Raw genomic sequence first — 16,599 nt, forward strand, 5'->3', positions numbered from 1 at the left:
CGCCTTCCCCCGGCTAGTCTCACCGCATGTCACTCACTGTTGATCAATTGACCGGGTACGTGGATCGTGATCTGGACGCCGAACTGGCGCGCTGGTTCCCCGACGAGCCGCGGGTGGACATCTCGGCGTCGGTACGCCCCGTCGAACCGTTCCTCGCGAAGCTCCCGCAGGACGCCGCGACTGCGCTGGCCGCGTTCGACCGCAAGGTCCGATCGGGAACCATGGCGGACTTCACGGATATCGACGACTGGTCCTACGGCTTCGACTTCGCAGCCAACGACTGCGACATCCTGGACTCCGACTATGCGACGAAGCTCTCCAGCGACGACGTGTGGTCCCTCGGCGCCGACGGCGGGGGCAACTACTACGTGGTCCTCACCAGCGGTCGGATCGCGGTCTGGTTCCACGAAGAGCAGGTCATCGAAGCCGACACGCAGTACGACAACCTCGACGTCTTCGTCTGGTCGATCGTCCGGTACCGCGCCGTACGCGCCGGCGCCCTCGACCTGGCGGCGGTCGAAGCCGACTTCCGGTCCCTGGCACAGCCCGGGGCGCTGGCACCGGAGATCGGGCTCCTCGCCTACATGTCCTGACGCCGGCCGTACCCTTTGCCCGCCGGCAGGGAGCTGTCGAGGTACCTGCCCCTGCTGGTGATGGGCTACGGGCTGCCGGGCGCCCTCAGGCGATGGCCGCGTACGCCGCCGGAGATTCCTGACTCCTGGCGCCCGAGCCCCCCTGGTATGTTGCGCCGATGTCAGCGATCAAGAAGTTCCAAGTCACCTTTGACTGCGCGGAACCTGAGCGCCTCGCTCGGTTCTGGTGCGAGGTGTTGGGGTACGTCGTACCGCCGCCACCGGAGGGGTTTGCCACTTGGGACGATTTCAGATGTTCGCAGCCACCTGAGCAGCGGGACTCCTGGTTCGCCTGCAGTGATCCCTCAGGTGTCGGCCCGCGACTGTACTTCCAGCGCGTCCCCGAGGGGAAGGCCGCCAAGAACCGGGTGCATCTGGATGTGCGGGTCGGCACCGGACTCGTCGGGGAGGAACGCCTCGCCGCGCTCGAGGCCGAATGCGCACGACTGGTCCCGCTCGGCGCGGTACACGTGCGAACGCTGTACGACGGCGAGGATTCGTGCATCCCGATGCTGGACATCGAGGGCAACGAGTTCTGTATCGACTGAGCGTTCTCCGGGCCCGGCTGTGCCGCACATGCGAACCCTCCCCTGTCGTAGGGGGCCCAGGTCCCGTGTCAGTGGGGCGGGCTACAGTCGCCGTCCTGTCCTTTCTCCTCCCCGTCCCCCTGAAGGTGTCAGCGCCATGCACTCCGAACTGTTGGGCCTGTCCGGATACGAGGTTCTGGAAGTCCTCGGCCAAGGCGGATTCGCCACCGTGTACCGGGCGCGCCAACTGGCGGTCGGACGGGAGGTCGCGCTGAAGGTGGACAGCCGTGTGCTGGCGGTCGCGCGTGACCGGCAGCGGTTCCTGCGCGAGGTCACTGCGGCCGGCCAGCTGTCGGGCCATCCGAATGTGGTGGCGGTGTATGACGCCGGAGTCCTCGCCGACGGCCGGCCCTACATGGTGCTGGAGCTGTGCCCAGGAGGATCGCTGGGCGACCGGCTGTACAAGCAGGGGGCGTTCCGCGTCGAGGAGGCGCGGAGCATCGGCGTGCGCATCGCCGACGCGCTCGCCGCGGCGCATGCCGCCGGAGTGCTGCACCGTGACATCAAGCCGGGCAACATCATGGTCAACCAGTACGGCGAGGTCGCCCTGGCCGACTTCGGACTTGCCGCGATGCCTCGGCCCGGTCAGGAACTCTCGGTCACCCGTGAGGCGCTGACACCCGCGTACGCCCCGCCGGAGGCGTTCCGCCTGGCCGATCCCACGCCCGCGGGGGACGTGTACTCCCTGGGCGCGACCGTCTACGCCCTGCTGCACGGCCGCCCGGCACACGCGCCCGAACAGGGCAGCCTCAGTCTCGCCGAGGTCATCGTGCGGCACACCTGGCCGCTGCCCGACGTGCCAGGTGTGCCCCCGGCGCTCATGGCAGTCCTGCGGCAAGCCATGGCCGCCGATCCGGCCGACCGCCCGGCCAGTGCCGAGGCCCTGCGCGACGCCCTGGCCGCGGCCGACCTGCACGCACCGCACAGCACGTCGTCCTCGACCGGCCTGCCCGCCACGCCTCCGGGGTCGGTCCCCGTGCTGCCGCCGACCGTGCCCGGGGCCGAACGGCGCGGCGGCCGACGGCGATCGACAGTGCTCGCGCTCGCGGCGACCGCAGCCTTGGCGGTGGTCGGGGTCACCGCGGTCCTCGCGGACGGGAGCGGTTCGGCGTCGACGGGATCCGCCCACGGCTCCGCCGGAAGCACGACGTCGCAGGCCTCGCAGTCGGCCACGCCGACCTCCGCCGCCATCGACTTCAGGGTGACGACCACCACCGAGGACTGCCCCGCGGCCGCGGTGCCCGGGGCCGACGCGCGCTGCACCGAGACAGCGGAGTGCTGGGGCGGCATCGTCGCCATCTCGGGCATGGTCACCGTCAACCGCTCCGACTGCCTGGTCGAGCACCCCTGGGAGACCTTCGCCATCGCACCGCTGCCCGCCGACGGCATGACCATCAACCAGCGGGAGCTGGCCCGCCACCCCACCGTGCGCAAAGTCTGCTCACGCGACGTCCTGGCCAAGTCCCGGCTCGGCAAGGCACAGGACATCGCCCTCGCGGACTGGACCATCGACATCGTGCCGCCGTCACAGCTGTCGTACGCCGACGGCCTGCGGGTCTATCGCTGCGTTGCCACTGTCGTCGGCAAGGAATCCACCGAGGCCTACTTCCGCCCCCGGTCGTGAGGCACGAGCGGGCGAAAACGATTGGCGGGCGTCATGCCCTGACCTGCTGCACGGTGATCTCGTACTGGTCGACGGCTCCTTGCCACTCGGCCACCAGCGGACCGTTCTCCTCCCAGGACTTGCGCATGCTGTAGAGACAGAGGGCGATGTCGTCCGAGGCGGGGTCGCAGAACGCACGCAGGTGCGCCCGGATGCCCGGGTGCTCCACGGCCGCGATCGCGGCCTCCGTCTCCGCGTCCGCCTTCCCGCTCGGCACGAGGCTGTCGGGGCCGCCATGGCCCATGCCGGTGGCTGCCCGCAGGGCATCGAGGAGGGTGCCGTCCGAGACGATCCTGGCCTGCGTCAGACACCATGCGCTCGCGGGCGGACCGGATGACGTGAGGTCGACCCCGTGACGTGCCGTCAGACGTGCCAGATCGATGCCTCGGACCTCCGGCAGTCTGCCGGAACCGGCCAGATCGACAGTGGCCAGCTCTTCCTTGAAGGCGGCCGGGAACTCCGCAGCGTAGATGTCGATCTCGAACAGCGACCGGCTTGCGTCGAACCGCAGCTCCGGGTAGCCCACCTCGTCGAGCAGCAGCAGGTTCTCGTCGGTTCTCGTCTCCCGGCCGGCGAGGGCGGCCGGCTCCAGCCAGGCGGGATCCGTGTTGGACCCGGTCTCGTAGAGCCAGTTGCCGCTGTAGTAGGCCGCGTACTCCGCACCGGGGTCGAAGTCCGAGAGCGGGCGGCCCAGCAGGACGCCGAAAGCCTGGGTCAACGATCGCTCCCAGTCGTCGCCGACGGCGGGGGTGGAGAGGGCGGACATCACGTGCGGGCTCCCAAGAAGTGCGGCCGCGTGCACGACGAACGGTGCCCGCGGCCTGAAGACAGAGTCGGGACCAACAGTAGGCACACCGACTGACAGCATGCGGAGCCGGCTGCCAACCGGCCGGGGCCGGGTTCGCGTTTCCGCTCAGGCCGGGTATCGGCGTGGCCGGCCACGACTTCCTCCTGCTTCGGGCCGTTGTCGGTGCCGGATGGCACCATGCGGCCATGAGCGGCGATTCTTTCAACTGGCACGAGTTCCTGGGACGTTGGCAGGACGAGTGGGTTCCGCGCGCGGATGAGGATGAGGATGAGGACGAGGACGGCGGGCAGTCGGGCGTCCACCTGGGCAGGCCCGGGGCGGTCGAGGCGGCGATCGCCGCGGCCGAGGAGCGGCTGGGGCGGCGGCTGCCGCCTTCGTACCGGGAGTTCCTGGCCGTGAGCGACGGGTGGCACGTGGATCAGACGGCCGGGATCTACTGGCTCGGCGGCGTCGCGGAGATCGGCTGGTTCGGGGATCCGTTCGACATGACCCCGCTGTACGAGGAGAGTCTGGGCGACGACCCGCGCGAGGAGGAGGTCCTGCTGGCCGGGATGTGGCGGCGGGCGCTGCGGCTGGAGACGGACTCCGACATGTCGTACGCCCTGCTCGACCCGGGCGACACCGACCAGGACGGTGAGTGGGCGCTCTACGTCTACAAGGGTTGGGGCGGTGAATACCCCGACCGTTACCCGTCGTTCCGCGCGTACATGGAGGCCATGTACCGCGGCTTCCAATCCGACCGGGCGCAGAGAGCCGACTTCGTGAACGCGACCACGCTCGCCCAGGACGCCCATGTGGAGGAGGCCCGTCTGCTGGCCCTGCGTGGACGCCACGAGGAGGCCCTGTCCCTGCTCGAGGAGGCGCTGTCGTTCGGACGGCCGCACAGCGCCGTCCTGCTGAATCAGCTCCGGCATCTGCTGGCCCCGCGCAACTCCCGGGACTACGGCAGCCTGGTGGCCGACCCGCGCTACCTGCCCGAGATCCTGCCTGTGCAGGCCATGACGCCGGCGCGCGGCGAATGGCGGCTGGGCGGGGACGAGCACTGGCTCGGGATGATGGCCGCGCGCGGGGTCGCCCGGGAGACCGTCGAGGCCGTGCTGGGCGCGATCCGGGACGGCGTCCACCGCTACACGCCTCCCGGGCCATGGGGCCGGGCCGTCTCCGAGGCCCGGGAGGCGGCCGGCTGGGGGGCGACCGACGCCGCGTGGCGGATGCTGCGCGATGCGCTTCCGCTGTGGGAGGCGCCCGGGCCCTCGCTGATCGCCCCGATCGGCCTGCTCGCCGATCCGGTACTGGGTGCGCTGATCACCCCGGAGCGTGGGCGGGAGATCCTCGCGACGCCGCGGTCCGGGGAAGCGGGGTCCGCTCCTGAGCCGGAGCCCGATCTCGACCCGCCCGGCCTCGCCTGGCTGACGGAGCCCGCGGCGGACCGGCGGCCGCTCGACGGATACCGCTGTGTCTGGGTCGAGGGGATCGATCCCGCCGATCTGCCCGCTCTGATAGGGGAGGAAGGCGCCGAACTGAGCGCGCCCATGGACCTGCGCCAGGCGTCCCGGCGCGCGCCCCAGCCCCACGAGCGAGAAGGCGTGGAACTCTGGGAGGACCGGGCCCTGGTCGCCGTCGGCCGCACCGCCGAGGCGTGGGCCTTCGCCTTCGACGGCGACTCCCGCCAGCTGAGCAAGCTGTTCTCTTCCCCCGCTGCGGCCGCCTCCGCGTCCGGCCGTGCGGTGGTGGTGTGGCGAGATCCGAGGAACTCGTCACCGGGCGGCCGCCCGGCCGCGTTCCATCTGTCGGTGGCCGAACAGGGCGAGGAGCTCTACGCGTTCACCGTGCGAGGTACGCAGATCGAGCGCTCCGGCGCGATTCCCGAGGCCCTGGACCCGGCACTGCTGTTCCGCGCGGAGGGAAGTGAACTGGACGGCGAACTGCGTGTGTTGGAGGCCCTGCACGCCGAACTCGGGCTGTCGCTTCCCCGCTTCGCGCTGACCCAGGGCAGGCTCCGCACCTTCACCACCCGGTCGTGGACCCGGGCGCCGCGCGAGGGCGAGGGGTTCGCCTACGCCTACGTCGGTTTCGGGCGACGCCGGCCCTGAACTGGGGCAGGGACCCGGCGGCGGGCGGGCCGGCCGACGTCCGCCGGGCTGTGGCTCGGTCCGCCAGTGCCAAATGATCATTGGGGCACATGGGTCTGCCCTTCGGTCCCTGGCGCCGCGGCCGCAGGGCGCGTATGCAGGGAGGGTTGCTGTTTCTACGCGGGAAGAGGCCCCTTTTGCATGCTCGAGACGATGTCTGGACCCAGGCTGCCGGACGGGCCGGTACGCCGGCCCGCTCATCCCGCGGTGGCGGCCGGACATCGCTGTCGGGCCTGATGGCGCTGCAGGCCGCCGCGGGGAACCGGGCCGTGGTCCAGATGCTCCGCCAGGCAGGGGCGGGAGGACCGGGGGAGCGGGTCGGCGCGGCGGGGCCGCCGCCCGCGGTGCAGCGTTCGACCGTGCAGAACGTCCTGCACACACCTGGCCGTCCGCTGGACGCTGCGGTGCGCTCCGAGATGGAGGGCCGGCTGGGCGCCGAATTCTCCGACGTCCGCATCCATGACGACAGTGCCGCTCGGGCTTCCGCCGCCGAGGTCGGCGCTCGCGCCTACACCTCCGGCAGCCACGTCGTCATCGGAGAGGGCGGCGGTGACCGGCACACCCTGGCCCACGAGCTCACCCATGTCATCCAGCAGCGCCAAGGACCCGTCGCGGGCACCGACAACGGCTCCGGGCTCAGGGTCTCCGATCCCTCCGACCGGTTCGAGCGTGAGGCCGAGGCCAACGCCGTCCGGGTCATGCGCAGTGCGGTGACCGATGCCGGCCCCGCCACGACCGCGGGCGAACCGGCGAAGGAGCACGCGCACGCGCACTCGCCCGGTCGCGAGCACGGCCATGGGGACGGACACAGCCACGGGGACGGGCACAACCATGGCGCGGGCCCGCAGTCCGGGGACCCCGTGCTGCAGCGGGCGGCGGTCTTCCAGCCGTTCACCAACATGGCGCCCTCCGCCGGGGCACTCGGCGGCATCAATACCGACGCGCTGCAAGGGGCAGGCCTGGTGTACCCCGGCGGCGGCACCCTCGGCAACTGGCTGTTCCTGGAGCGGATGCTCAGCAACACCGGGGGCGGCTCGTCGCCGGGCGAGCCGGCGGACATCACCACCATGAAGGCCGCCGACGTCAACCTCGTGCGCGCCAATGGTCAGCAGAACGTTGCCACGGCGATGCACGCGATCAACGGCGACTTCGTCGCGGGTGCCAACGACACCGCCTCGAACATCTTTATGGGCTCCGCCCGGTCCAACACCCAGGAGCACTTCAACAAGGTCGAACGGCCCATCCGCTCTTCGATGCAGAGCGGCACCCATGGACTCGCCGCGAACTACGAGCAGTGGATAGCCGCCAACCCGCCGATCAACCTCGGAGACGGCAAGATCGGCTGGGCCGCCGGGGTGCAGAGCGTCCAGGGGACCCAGACGAGCCAGGCCGCCCTGAAACCGTACAAGCAGACGCACCCGACCGTCACCCACGTCATGGACCCGGCGGCACCACTGCACAACCCCGGCCTCAGGTGGCCCAAGATGATCCAGTACCGGGTCACCCCCAACTACACGTACAGCAATAATCCCGCACAATGGCCCCAGTTCCTGCAGGACAACCTCCAAGCGGCCCAGGACCTCGTGGACGAGGAGACGGCCAAGCCGGTGAACAAGCAGGACAAGTCGGGACTGGCCAACCAGCTTGCGGCCATGAACATCCTGAGGCAGCGGGCGCACCAGCTGTTCCCGGCGACGTTCACCTGCACGGCGGACTACTACCTCGCCTCCTACAACTCGCAGGCCCCCTGGTACCACAGCCAAGAGACAGACACGTACGACGCGGAGGCCTGAGACCCCCATGCCCGACGACGAGCACAGCGACGAACACGACAACGAACACGACAACGAACACGACAACGAGCGCGACGAGAAGCACGGCACGGCATACGACGACGGGCGCGACGGCTCCCGACGGGCGGCGTCCCCGGGGGTCTTCCTCGCCTACGCGCCCGCAGACGCCGACCGGGCCGCCGCCCTGGACGGCCGACTGCGCGCCGACGGCGCCCGGACCGCCCTGGACGAGACCCGCGACGACTGCACCGGCCTGCCGTCCGAGCCGGTGCTCCAGGAGTTGGGCGCCTGCGACCTGTTCCTCCTCCTGTGGTCCCGGGACGCGGCCGACGATCCCCATGTCCAGGAGCAGTGCCAGTACGCGGCCTCGTTCGACAAGCCGTTCCTGGTCTGGCCACTCGACACGACGGCCCCGCCCCCCGGGCAGGGCCAGGTGGAGCAGCTCCCACCGGGCAGCGACGACCAGGAGGCGGTCGCCGCGGTCCACCGCCTCCTGGGCACCTCGCCCGCCGACCCACAATCCGGTGACGGCTCCGGGGGAGATGCGGAGACGGCCCGGGCCGTGGAGTCCGGTCACTGGAGGATCGAGAGCGACGCCCAGCACGGAGAGTCCCTGGAGGTGGAGCTCACCCCGTCGGCGGACGCGGCGTCGCCGCACGACTCCGTCGAAGGCGGCATCCTCACAGGCACCCACCAACGAGCAGGTCTGCAGGGCAGGGTCACCGGCCGGTGGTGGTACTTCCGCACGGAGGGCCGACTCGACCTGCAACTGGAGTCCTCCTTCGGGCTGCGTCCGGTGCGCGAGCTGCGGCATCTCCAGCTCCTGGGCGGCGACGACCGCTCCCTGACCGCCGTGGACCTGCACGGCATCGCCGACCCGCGGCACTACCGGCTCACCCTGGAACGGCCTGGCGGGTAGCGGTCGGGCTGGGGCGGGGCGGGTCGGGTCGGCGAGGCGCGAGAGTCCTGCCGGAGGGTGTGTCGTAAACGCGGAATGCAGAGAGCGGAATGCGGACTGCGGAATGCGGAGTGCAGCTCTAGCGTGTGCCAGGGGGCAGCAGGTGCGGGGCGCGGGCGCCGAGGATGCCGAAGACCTCGTTCTTCGCCGCACGCCGCAACTCCGCCATGAAGGCCACGTCCACCTGGCCGGTCCTGGCCCAGATTCCGCCGAGCGACTCCGCACACTCCTGGGCCAGCACACTGGTGAACCCCTCGGCGCGGATGATCCGGATCAGGCACGATTCGACGAGCGGGCCGGAGAAGAACTCCAGGTCCATGGCCGCGTCGGACTTCTCGTCCTCGCGCGCCCCGGGGTCGTCGAGGATTCCGACGAGCAGAACCGCCCGTTCCTCGGGCGAGATCTCGGCACGGCTCTGCAGCGGGGTGTCATCCGCGGTGCGGGGCCGCCCCTTTCTGAACAGCCCCTCCAGCCAGGTCCTCATCTGCAACCGCCCTTCGATCCCGTCCCCAATGCGCCCGCCCCTGCCGATGCTGCTGCCGACCACGCCACCGAGGAGTCCGGGTCCTGTTGGAGCAGCCGCCGCATCTTAGACGTCGTAGGTAAGGACGGCAGCGATCAGCAGTCTTACCACGGGCCTCCCGGATCAAAGATCCAAGGCGGCGGGGCCGGTCGCCGGGAGCGAGACCCAGGGGCGGGGCATGGGCCTGCGCACCACCCGGCCCTTCCCGCACGGGCGTTCCTCTGCCTAGCGTTCGCTCCATGGATCAGCAACAGCAGGTGCTCGTACAGCACTTCGACCACTGTCCTTGGCTGTTCGCCGAGTCCGCGAGCGAGGACCAACGGCTTGCCCAGCGGGAGCGGCAGGAGGCGATCGCCGGGGACAGCGAAATCGGGGAACGGTGTTACGTCGCCGAGTCCGCGGCGGTGTTCCCCGACCGGCTGCGGCTCGGGGACGACTCCTACATCGCCGCTCATGCCTATGTCACCGGAGAGTTGACCACCGGTTCGGACTGCACGCTCAACCCCTTCACCACGGTGCGCGGCACGGTCGTCCTCGGCGACGGCGTGCGGATCGGCGCACACACCTCACTGCTCGGCTTCAACCACTCCATGACTCCTGACCGCCCGGTCTTCCAACAGCCGCTCACCAGCAGTGGGATCAAGGTCGGCGACGATGTGTGGATCGGATCCCATGTGGTCGTGGTGGACGGGGTGACCATCGGCGACCACTGCGTCATCGGCGCCGGAGCGGTGGTGACCAAGGATCTTCCGGCGTGGACGATGGCCGCGGGAAACCCGGCACGCCCCCTGCGCGATCGGCGGGGCGCCCCCGCCGCGCCGGCACCGCAGAGCCGCCCCCTCGCCCGGTTCGCCGACACCGCCCGCGCCCAGGCCGCCGACATCATCGCCCGCTGTTGGGACGGCGGCCACTACGTCGACCGCCCCGGTGCGGCGCCCACCGTACGGGCACATTGCGACGCCGTGGAGATCGCCGACCTGTTGCTGAGCTCGGCGCCAGAGCAACTGTCCGCCGCCGAGCATGTGCGACGACTGGGCTCGCTCCAGGAGCCGGACACCGGCCTGGTGCCGGAGCTCGGCAAGCCGCTTCCGACGGCGGACGCCGACGGCTTCGTCGGCTTCGTCGGCGAGGGGGAAGCGCTGTACCACATCCTGTCGGTCGGGTACGCGCTCGATCTGCTGGGCTCCTCCTTCCCCCATCCCGTGCGCGAGGTACGGGAGATGACGGCACCTCAACTCGTCGCACGCCTGAAAGGGTTGCCGTGGCAGGACGGCGCGTGGGGGGCCGGGGCCTGGATCGACGCCTGGGCCACCGCCGCTCGCTGGAACCTGCGGCACGGCGAGCGTGACAGCGGCGCGCTGGAGGCGCTGTTCGGCTGGCTGTCGACCCGGAACGATCCCTGGAGCGGCATGTGGGGCAGCCCGTCGGCCGAGGCCGGGCGACTGCAGGTCGTCAACGGCTACTACCGGCTGACGCGTGGCTCGTTCGCCCAGTTCGGGCTGCCGGTCCCGCATCCGGAACGGGTCGTGGACTCGGTCCTGGACCACGCCCGCGACCCCCGGTACTTCGGGTCGGGGCGGGAGAACGCCTGCAATGTGCTGGATGTCGCCCACCCCTTGCGGCTGTGCACCCGGCAGCTAGGGACGGGAACCGGGGGAGAGGGCTACCGTACGGCCGAGATACGCGGCTGGGCCGAGGGACAGCTGACGGCGGCCCTGTCCCGCTGGCACGACGGCAAGGGGTTCGGCTTCGGTCCCGGCACCGCTGGGCCCGGGCTGGAGCCAGGCCTTCAGGGCACCGAGATGTGGCTGGCCATCGTCTGGTATCTGGCCGACCTCCTGGGCCGATCCGACGACCTCGGCTACCGCCCGCGCGGCGTCCACCGCCCGGAGCCGCCCCGACTCAACCACTGACCCGCTTCAGGCGGTGCCAGGGCCGTCGGGGCCTGTCCCCCCGACCTCTTCACGATCTCCAGCAGGCTCCGCCACCCGGGCCGAGCGGCGGCGGACCGGTCGGGAATGGCGTCGGCCACCAGCCGGGCCGCGGTCTCCAGCAGACGCGCACGGTTGCGTAGGGGATGCCTCCTCGTGTTGCGCCTCAGGCGGGTCGCACTGCCTCGAGCTGCTGTGCGAACGGCACGACGACGGCGGTGTCGTCGGACGTCGTCCGGACGGCAGTCCCCGCGCGCCCGCGCATCAACCCGGCCAGTTCGGCGGCCGCGCGCTCGATTTGGTTGGGAAGCGCATCATCCGCCGCCCGGGAGCCGGAGAACGCTCGGAATCGATGAGCTCGGTCATCACGTGCAGAGCCTGGGCGAGGGATTCGCGCAGCGGCGGGCTGCCCGGCCGGTCGGGCTGGAGGGCCCAGTCCTCGACAGCGATGCGCAGTGCGGCATTGAACATGCCCGCTTCCAGGCGGACGGCGAGGTCGGTTTCGGGCCGGTCGGTGCCTGCGGCGATCGCTGCGGCGAACACCGCCTCGGCGTCGAAGTGCGTCTCCAGCCAGACGGCGCGCAGCCCGGGCTCGGCACGGCTCAGACGTACGAGATCCCGCAGGGACTCCAGGGGCCGCGCGCCGATCACACCGGGATCGTCGGCGCTCGGCATGGCCCCGGTGAGCGAGCTGCCTCCGCTCCAGTAGTCCCGTAGGCGCTCGGTCACCAAGTCCAGGCCTGCTGTGAGCAGGGGGCGCGCGCATTCCTCCTTGGAGCGGAAGTACCTCCACAGGGTGCGCGTGGACACTCCGGCGGCCGAGGCGATGTCCTCCGCGGTGGTCGCCGCCACGCCCTGGGCGACGAAGAGCCGGACCGCCTCGTCGGCGATCTCCATGCGCGTCGCTTCGCGGCGCCGCTCCGTCAACGGTGGTCGCCCAGTGCGGCTACCGGGCTGACCGCCCATGCACCCCTCCTTGACACGGTTGCGCTGATCTTAGTTCATGTCGCGCTGCGACTTTATGGCGCAGTGCGACAGGCGGTGCTACGGTGACGGGCGTTTCAACTTCCTCATGAACACGCCAATCTCGGTTGCTTGCGGCCGACTGCGACGAGCAGGCCATCGCTGCCTTGTTCCGGGCCCGGGTCGGCGGAGTGCGAGCCACCCCAGCCGCCGATGAGTTCGCCCCCCCACAGTCCGGCCCTCGTGAGCCCGCGGCCACGAAGGGCCCCTCCCGACGGGAGTCTCATGTCCGACAGTCATTCCCCCCACCTCGCTTCCGGGGTGAGCCGCCGCAAGGTGCTCGGTGCGGCGGCCCTCGGTGCGGCCGCCCTCGGCGGATCCCTGGCCGGCGCCGGCCAGGCGTCGTCCGCGACGTCCGCGGCCCCGGTAACCGTGACCGAGCGGCGCGCACGGGTCGTCGTCGTGGGCACCGGCTTCGGCGGCGGCGTGACCGCGCTGCGGCTGGCCCGGGCCGGGGTGTCCACCCTGGTCCTGGAGCGGGGCCTGCGCTGGCGCACCGGCCCGAACGCCACCACGTTCTGCCGCTTCGAGAACATGGACAACCGCTCCGCCTGGCTCACCGACCACGCGGTCGTCGGCGGCGGCACCCAGACGTGGGAGCCCTACACCGGCGTACTGGAACCCGTCGTGGGCAACGGCATGACCGCCATGGTCGGCGCGGCGGTCGGCGGCGGCTCGATCATGTACCACGGCATGACCCTCCAGCCGACGAAGGCCGACTTCGCCAGGTCGATGCCAGTGGCGGCCGGCCTCTACGACGACCTGAACCTGTGGGCCTACCCCACCGTCGCCCGGATGCTGGGCATCTCGACCGTCCCCTACGACATCCTGGCCTCGGACCCGTACAAGTCCTCCCGTCTCTTCCAGGAGATCGCCCCGACGGCGGGCCTGACCCCGTTCAAGGTGCCGCTGCCCATCGACTGGAGCTATGCGAGGGGCGAGCTGACGGGCCAGTACGAGCCGACGTACACCACCAGCGACATCGCCTTCGGCGTCAACAACGGCGGCAAGCACTCGATCGACGTCACCTACCTGGCGCAGGCGGAGTCCACCGGCCTGGTCGAGGTGGCGCCCCTGCACGTCGTGCGCGACATCGCGATGGACGCGCACAAGCGCTGGGTGCTGTCGGTCGACCGCATCGACACCGGCGGCACGGTGCAGGAGCAGATCCGCATCACCGCCGACGCCGTCTTCCTCAACGCCGGCTCCCCGGGCACCACCCGCCTCCTGGTCAAGTCCCGCGCCAAGAACCTGATCCCCGACCTGCCGGACGCCATCGGTACCCAGTGGGGCAACAACGGCGACCGGATCTGGGCCTGGATCAACCCGTCCGGCGACGCGGGCACCCAGCAGGGCGGACCGGCCTGCATCGGCGGCACCGACCCCACGAGCTCGATCCCGCTCACCGTCATCCACGCCGGATCACCCATCCAGCGGGCCGGCGTCACGGCGCTGACCGTCGTCGGCTTCGGCATCGTCGACGGCGCGGGCACCTGGGCCTACGACGCCGACACCGACGACGCCGTCCTGACCTGGCCCGCCGCGGCGGAGGCGGAGCTGCAGGCGTTGATCGCGACCCGCATGCGGGCCATCGCCACGGCCGGCGGCGGCATGATGATCGACACCAACGCGAGCGCGCCCTCCACCTGGCACGCCCTCGGCGGCGTCCCCATGGGCGACGCCGTCGACCTCACCGGCCGCGTCCTGGGCCACAAGGGCCTCTACGTCCTCGACGGCGCCCGCATCCCCGGCTCCACCGGCGCCTGCAACCCCTCCATGACCATCGCCGCGCTCGCCGAACACAGCATGCAGACCATCGTCCGCCAGGACGTCGGCCGCGTTTTCTGAGGCAGGAGATGTCATGCACATCAAATTCACCTGGGCGGCACGAGTCCGCCCCCGCCTTTTAGCGGCAGCCGCGCTGACCCTGCCGCTTCTGCTCGGAGCACCCTCCGCGCAGGCCGAACCAGCCGCTCGCACGGCGGCGAGCCCGACGGTCACCGGCCCGGTGACGGGCGGAAACGGTGCCGTCGTGCTGGCGGCAACGGCGTTCGAGCTCGGCAGCGTGGGATACACGCAGTCCGAGTTCTTCCTCTCCGGGAACGCCGAGTCCTACGTGCCGACAGCACCCCTCGACTCCGACGGACGCTGGCAGGTGACGCCCGCGAGCACCGCCCCGTACACCACGCGAGTCGTCGTGAACCGTCCCGTCGATCCGGCTCGCTTCAACGGAACCGTCGTAGTGGAATGGCTGAACGTCACCGGCGGGGTGGACGCGGCCCCGGAGTGGATCTACGCCCACAACGAACTGATCCGTGAGGGCTACGCCTGGGTCGGCGTCTCCGCCCAGGCCACCGGAGCGGCCGCCACGGAGACGGCAGACCCGGTGCGCTACGCGGACCTGTCCCACCCCGGAGACAGCTACTCGTACGACATCTTCAGCCAGGCCGGCCAGGCCGTACGGGATTCCGCCGCCACCGTCCTCGACGGGCTCCGCCCCCGCACCGTGCTGGCCAACGGCGAGTCGCAGTCGGCGTTCCGGCTCACCACGTACATCAACGCGATCCAGCCGCTGGTGTCCGTGTACGACGGGTTCCTCGTGCACAGCCGGCGGGACACCGGCGCGCCGCTGTCGCAGGCTCCCCAGGAGGACGTCCCGACCCCGGCGGCCGTCCGTCTCCGCCCGGACCTGGACGCACCGGTGCTCGTCGTGCAGGCCGAGACCGACGTGATCGCGCTCGGATCCCTGTCGGCCCGGCAGGACGACTCCGCACGCCTGAGACTCTGGGAGATGGCGGGCACCTCGCACGCCGACGCCTACATCGGCCTCGGCACGGTCGACGACGGAAGCGGCGCCGCGGGCCTCCAGGGGCTGAACGCCATGCTCAGCCCTCCGACCCGGCCCGGCTGCGGCTCGCCGATCAACACCGGCCAGGCGCACTACGTCCTGGACACCGCAGAGTTCGCACTGAACCGCTGGGTGACGACCGGTGTCCCGCCGGCCAGGGCGCCCCGCCTCCAGGTGGACACCTCCGGCTCCGCACCCGCCTTCGTCCTCGACGCCCACGGAAACGTCGAGGGCGGGATCCGCACACCGTCGGTCGACGCACCGGTCGCCACGCTGTCCGGTCTAGGGCAGTCCGGGGCGTCGTTCTGCTTCCTGTTCGGTACGACGACCCCCTTCACCGGCGAAAAACTGACGGCCCTGTATCCCACTGACGCCGCGTTCGTCCGCCAGTGGACGGCCGCCACCGCGCACGGGGTTGCCGCGGGATTCATCCGCCCGGCCGACGCGGCCGAGCTGGTCAGGGCGGCCGTCCGGTCCGGCATCGGCGGCTGACACGCCCTCGGTGCCTACCGGCAGTCAGCCCGCCCGCGAAGCATGGCGGGCGTGAGTCCGAGTGGTCATCCGGTCATCCGGGAGGGCCCGTGCGACAAGTCGCGCGGGCCCGAACCGGCATCACCGCGTCGGCCCCACAGTGGATTCCGTTGGCTGACCAATACAATGGCGGGTGAGCGTTACCCGGCCGGGGCTGCCGGGGACGGGCCCAACTGCCAGGAGGATCGACAGCCATGCCACGGGAATCCGTTTCGGTACCGGGGAGCGAAGAGGCGGTACCGACCGTCGCCGACGCTCCGATGAGCGAGGCCCTCTTCCGTGCGGCCCGTGTCCATCGGATCATGGCCGGCAGTCTGCTGCGCGACACCGGCCTGTACACCGGCCAGGAGCTGCTGATGATGCAGTTGTGGGAGCGCGGGGAGCAGCGTCAGGCGGACCTGATCAAGATGCTCGGCCTGGATCCGTCGACCGTGACCAAGATGCTCCAGCGTCTGGAGCAGTCCGGCTTCGTCACCCGCAAGCCCTCCGCGAACGACCGCCGGGCCGTCGTGGTGAGCGCCACCCGCGCCGGCCAGGCCCTGCGGGACAGGGTCAGGCAGGCCTGGCGCGACTTGGAAGAGGTCACCGCGGCCGGCTTCACCGAAGCGGAGTACCGCCAGGCCATGAAGGTACTGGCCCGGATCGAGGCGAACCTCATGACCCCGCGGCCCACGGACGGCAGCACCGACGACTCCTCCACGGCCTGACGCCGGGCTACCCTCGAAGCGGCTTCCTTGGTCGGCCAATGTATAGTCGGAAGGGATTCATTGGTCGACCATATTTTGGAGATCCCGTGACCACCGCATTCGAGCCGCTCAACCTGGCCGGCGTCACCGTGAACAACCGCATCGTCATGTCGCCGATGACGCGCAGCCGCGCCTACGGCCCTGGTCAGGCGCCGACCGAGGCGACGGCCGTCTACTACGCCCAGCGGGCGTCGGCAGGCCTGATCGTCTCCGAGGGCATCCAGCCCAGCGTGGTGGGACAGGGCTACCCCAACACCCCCGGTCTGCACAGCGACGCGCAGGTGGAGGCCTGGCGCCGGGTGACCGACGCCGTGCACGAGCAGGGCGGTGTGATCTTCGCCCAGCTCATGCACACCGGCCGCATCGGACACCCGAGTCTGCTGCCCGACGGCGTGAGCTCCGTGGCTCCCTCGGTGGTGGCCGC

General features: G+C 70.9%; 14 protein-coding genes. 11 read left to right on the forward strand and 3 right to left on the reverse strand.

Features of this window, described 5'->3' with window-relative positions; translation table 11 throughout:
• The first annotated feature begins 26 nt into the window (after positions 1-26).
• From ACWD4O_RS39515 to ACWD4O_RS39525, 3 genes are all read left to right on the forward strand, one after another.
• Positions 27-593 (forward strand): hypothetical protein, encoded by a 567-nt coding sequence (locus ACWD4O_RS39515; protein ID WP_451287773.1) that lies wholly within the window; start codon positions 27-29, stop codon positions 591-593.
• Positions 594-751: 158 nt separating this feature from the next.
• Positions 752-1,180, forward strand: coding sequence for a VOC family protein (locus tag ACWD4O_RS39520; protein ID WP_451287775.1), 429 nt, complete (start codon positions 752-754; stop codon positions 1,178-1,180).
• A gap of 136 nt (positions 1,181-1,316) precedes the next feature.
• A complete protein-coding gene (locus ACWD4O_RS39525) occupies positions 1,317-2,843 on the forward strand; it encodes a protein kinase domain-containing protein (protein ID WP_451287777.1) in 1,527 nt (508 codons plus the stop codon).
• A gap of 31 nt (positions 2,844-2,874) precedes the next feature.
• Here the strand turns inward: ACWD4O_RS39525 and ACWD4O_RS39530 are convergent, their stop codons facing one another.
• Positions 2,875-3,648 (reverse strand): hypothetical protein, encoded by a 774-nt coding sequence (locus ACWD4O_RS39530; RefSeq protein WP_451287779.1) that lies wholly within the window; start codon positions 3,646-3,648, stop codon positions 2,875-2,877.
• Positions 3,649-3,875: 227 nt separating this feature from the next.
• Between ACWD4O_RS39530 and ACWD4O_RS39535 the strand changes: the two genes are divergently transcribed.
• The 3 genes from ACWD4O_RS39535 (at position 3,876) to ACWD4O_RS39545 (ending at position 8,534) form a co-directional block, all read left to right on the forward strand.
• Entirely contained in the window at positions 3,876-5,783 is a 1,908-nt protein-coding gene (locus ACWD4O_RS39535; RefSeq protein WP_451287780.1) for an SMI1/KNR4 family protein, read from the forward strand.
• Positions 5,784-6,058: 275 nt separating this feature from the next.
• A complete protein-coding gene (locus ACWD4O_RS39540) occupies positions 6,059-7,615 on the forward strand; it encodes an eCIS core domain-containing protein (protein ID WP_451287782.1) in 1,557 nt (518 codons plus the stop codon).
• A 7-nt stretch (positions 7,616-7,622) separates the two neighbouring features.
• On the forward strand, positions 7,623-8,534 hold the full coding sequence (locus ACWD4O_RS39545) for a TIR domain-containing protein (RefSeq protein WP_451287784.1): 912 nt from the start codon (positions 7,623-7,625) through the stop codon (positions 8,532-8,534).
• 118 nt (positions 8,535-8,652) lie between these two features.
• Here the strand turns inward: ACWD4O_RS39545 and ACWD4O_RS39550 are convergent, their stop codons facing one another.
• Positions 8,653-9,057, reverse strand: a complete 405-nt coding sequence (locus ACWD4O_RS39550; RefSeq protein WP_451287785.1) for a hypothetical protein — start codon at positions 9,055-9,057, stop codon at positions 8,653-8,655.
• A 278-nt stretch (positions 9,058-9,335) separates the two neighbouring features.
• Here ACWD4O_RS39550 and ACWD4O_RS39555 point away from each other — a divergent pair, with 278 nt between their 5' ends.
• On the forward strand, positions 9,336-11,009 hold the full coding sequence (locus ACWD4O_RS39555) for an acyltransferase (protein WP_451287786.1): 1,674 nt from the start codon (positions 9,336-9,338) through the stop codon (positions 11,007-11,009).
• A 282-nt stretch (positions 11,010-11,291) separates the two neighbouring features.
• On the opposite strand, the gene ACWD4O_RS39560 is transcribed toward ACWD4O_RS39555, so the two are convergent.
• The gene (locus ACWD4O_RS39560; RefSeq protein ID WP_451287788.1) at positions 11,292-11,924 is read right to left on the reverse strand and encodes a helix-turn-helix domain-containing protein; all 633 of its coding nucleotides are present in this window, start codon (positions 11,922-11,924) and stop codon (positions 11,292-11,294) included.
• Positions 11,925-12,275: 351 nt separating this feature from the next.
• Between ACWD4O_RS39560 and ACWD4O_RS39565 the strand changes: the two genes are divergently transcribed.
• From ACWD4O_RS39565 to ACWD4O_RS39580, 4 genes are all read left to right on the forward strand, one after another.
• Entirely contained in the window at positions 12,276-13,898 is a 1,623-nt protein-coding gene (locus ACWD4O_RS39565; protein ID WP_451287789.1) for a GMC oxidoreductase, read from the forward strand.
• Between the two features lie 13 nt (positions 13,899-13,911).
• Positions 13,912-15,390: an alpha/beta hydrolase domain-containing protein gene (locus tag ACWD4O_RS39570; protein ID WP_451287791.1), complete on the forward strand. Its 1,479-nt coding sequence runs from the start codon at positions 13,912-13,914 to the stop codon at positions 15,388-15,390.
• A 233-nt stretch (positions 15,391-15,623) separates the two neighbouring features.
• Positions 15,624-16,136: a MarR family winged helix-turn-helix transcriptional regulator gene (locus ACWD4O_RS39575; RefSeq protein ID WP_451287792.1), complete on the forward strand. Its 513-nt coding sequence runs from the start codon at positions 15,624-15,626 to the stop codon at positions 16,134-16,136.
• A gap of 86 nt (positions 16,137-16,222) precedes the next feature.
• The coding region (locus ACWD4O_RS39580) for an oxidoreductase (protein ID WP_451287794.1) at positions 16,223-16,599 on the forward strand (377 nt) is incomplete at its 3' end.

It is taken from the genome of Streptomyces sp. NPDC002623 (genome assembly GCF_053592635.1).

Bases quoted from the DNA above. Each gene is read 5' to 3' on its own strand.
- ACWD4O_RS39515 (WP_451287773.1), top strand. From the start codon at position 27: ATGTCACTCACTGTTGATCAATTGACCGGGTACGTGGATCGTGATCTG.
- ACWD4O_RS39520 (WP_451287775.1), top strand. From the start codon at position 752: ATGTCAGCGATCAAGAAGTTCCAAGTCACCTTTGACTGCGCGGAACCT.
- ACWD4O_RS39525 (WP_451287777.1), top strand. From the start codon at position 1,317: ATGCACTCCGAACTGTTGGGCCTGTCCGGATACGAGGTTCTGGAAGTC.
- ACWD4O_RS39530 (WP_451287779.1), bottom strand. From the start codon at position 3,648: ATGTCCGCCCTCTCCACCCCCGCCGTCGGCGACGACTGGGAGCGATCG.
- ACWD4O_RS39535 (WP_451287780.1), top strand. From the start codon at position 3,876: ATGAGCGGCGATTCTTTCAACTGGCACGAGTTCCTGGGACGTTGGCAG.
- ACWD4O_RS39540 (WP_451287782.1), top strand. From the start codon at position 6,059: ATGGCGCTGCAGGCCGCCGCGGGGAACCGGGCCGTGGTCCAGATGCTC.
- ACWD4O_RS39545 (WP_451287784.1), top strand. From the start codon at position 7,623: ATGCCCGACGACGAGCACAGCGACGAACACGACAACGAACACGACAAC.
- ACWD4O_RS39550 (WP_451287785.1), bottom strand. From the start codon at position 9,057: ATGAGGACCTGGCTGGAGGGGCTGTTCAGAAAGGGGCGGCCCCGCACC.
- ACWD4O_RS39555 (WP_451287786.1), top strand. From the start codon at position 9,336: ATGGATCAGCAACAGCAGGTGCTCGTACAGCACTTCGACCACTGTCCT.
- ACWD4O_RS39560 (WP_451287788.1), bottom strand. From the start codon at position 11,924: ATGGAGATCGCCGACGAGGCGGTCCGGCTCTTCGTCGCCCAGGGCGTG.
- ACWD4O_RS39565 (WP_451287789.1), top strand. From the start codon at position 12,276: ATGTCCGACAGTCATTCCCCCCACCTCGCTTCCGGGGTGAGCCGCCGC.
- ACWD4O_RS39570 (WP_451287791.1), top strand. From the start codon at position 13,912: ATGCACATCAAATTCACCTGGGCGGCACGAGTCCGCCCCCGCCTTTTA.
- ACWD4O_RS39575 (WP_451287792.1), top strand. From the start codon at position 15,624: ATGCCACGGGAATCCGTTTCGGTACCGGGGAGCGAAGAGGCGGTACCG.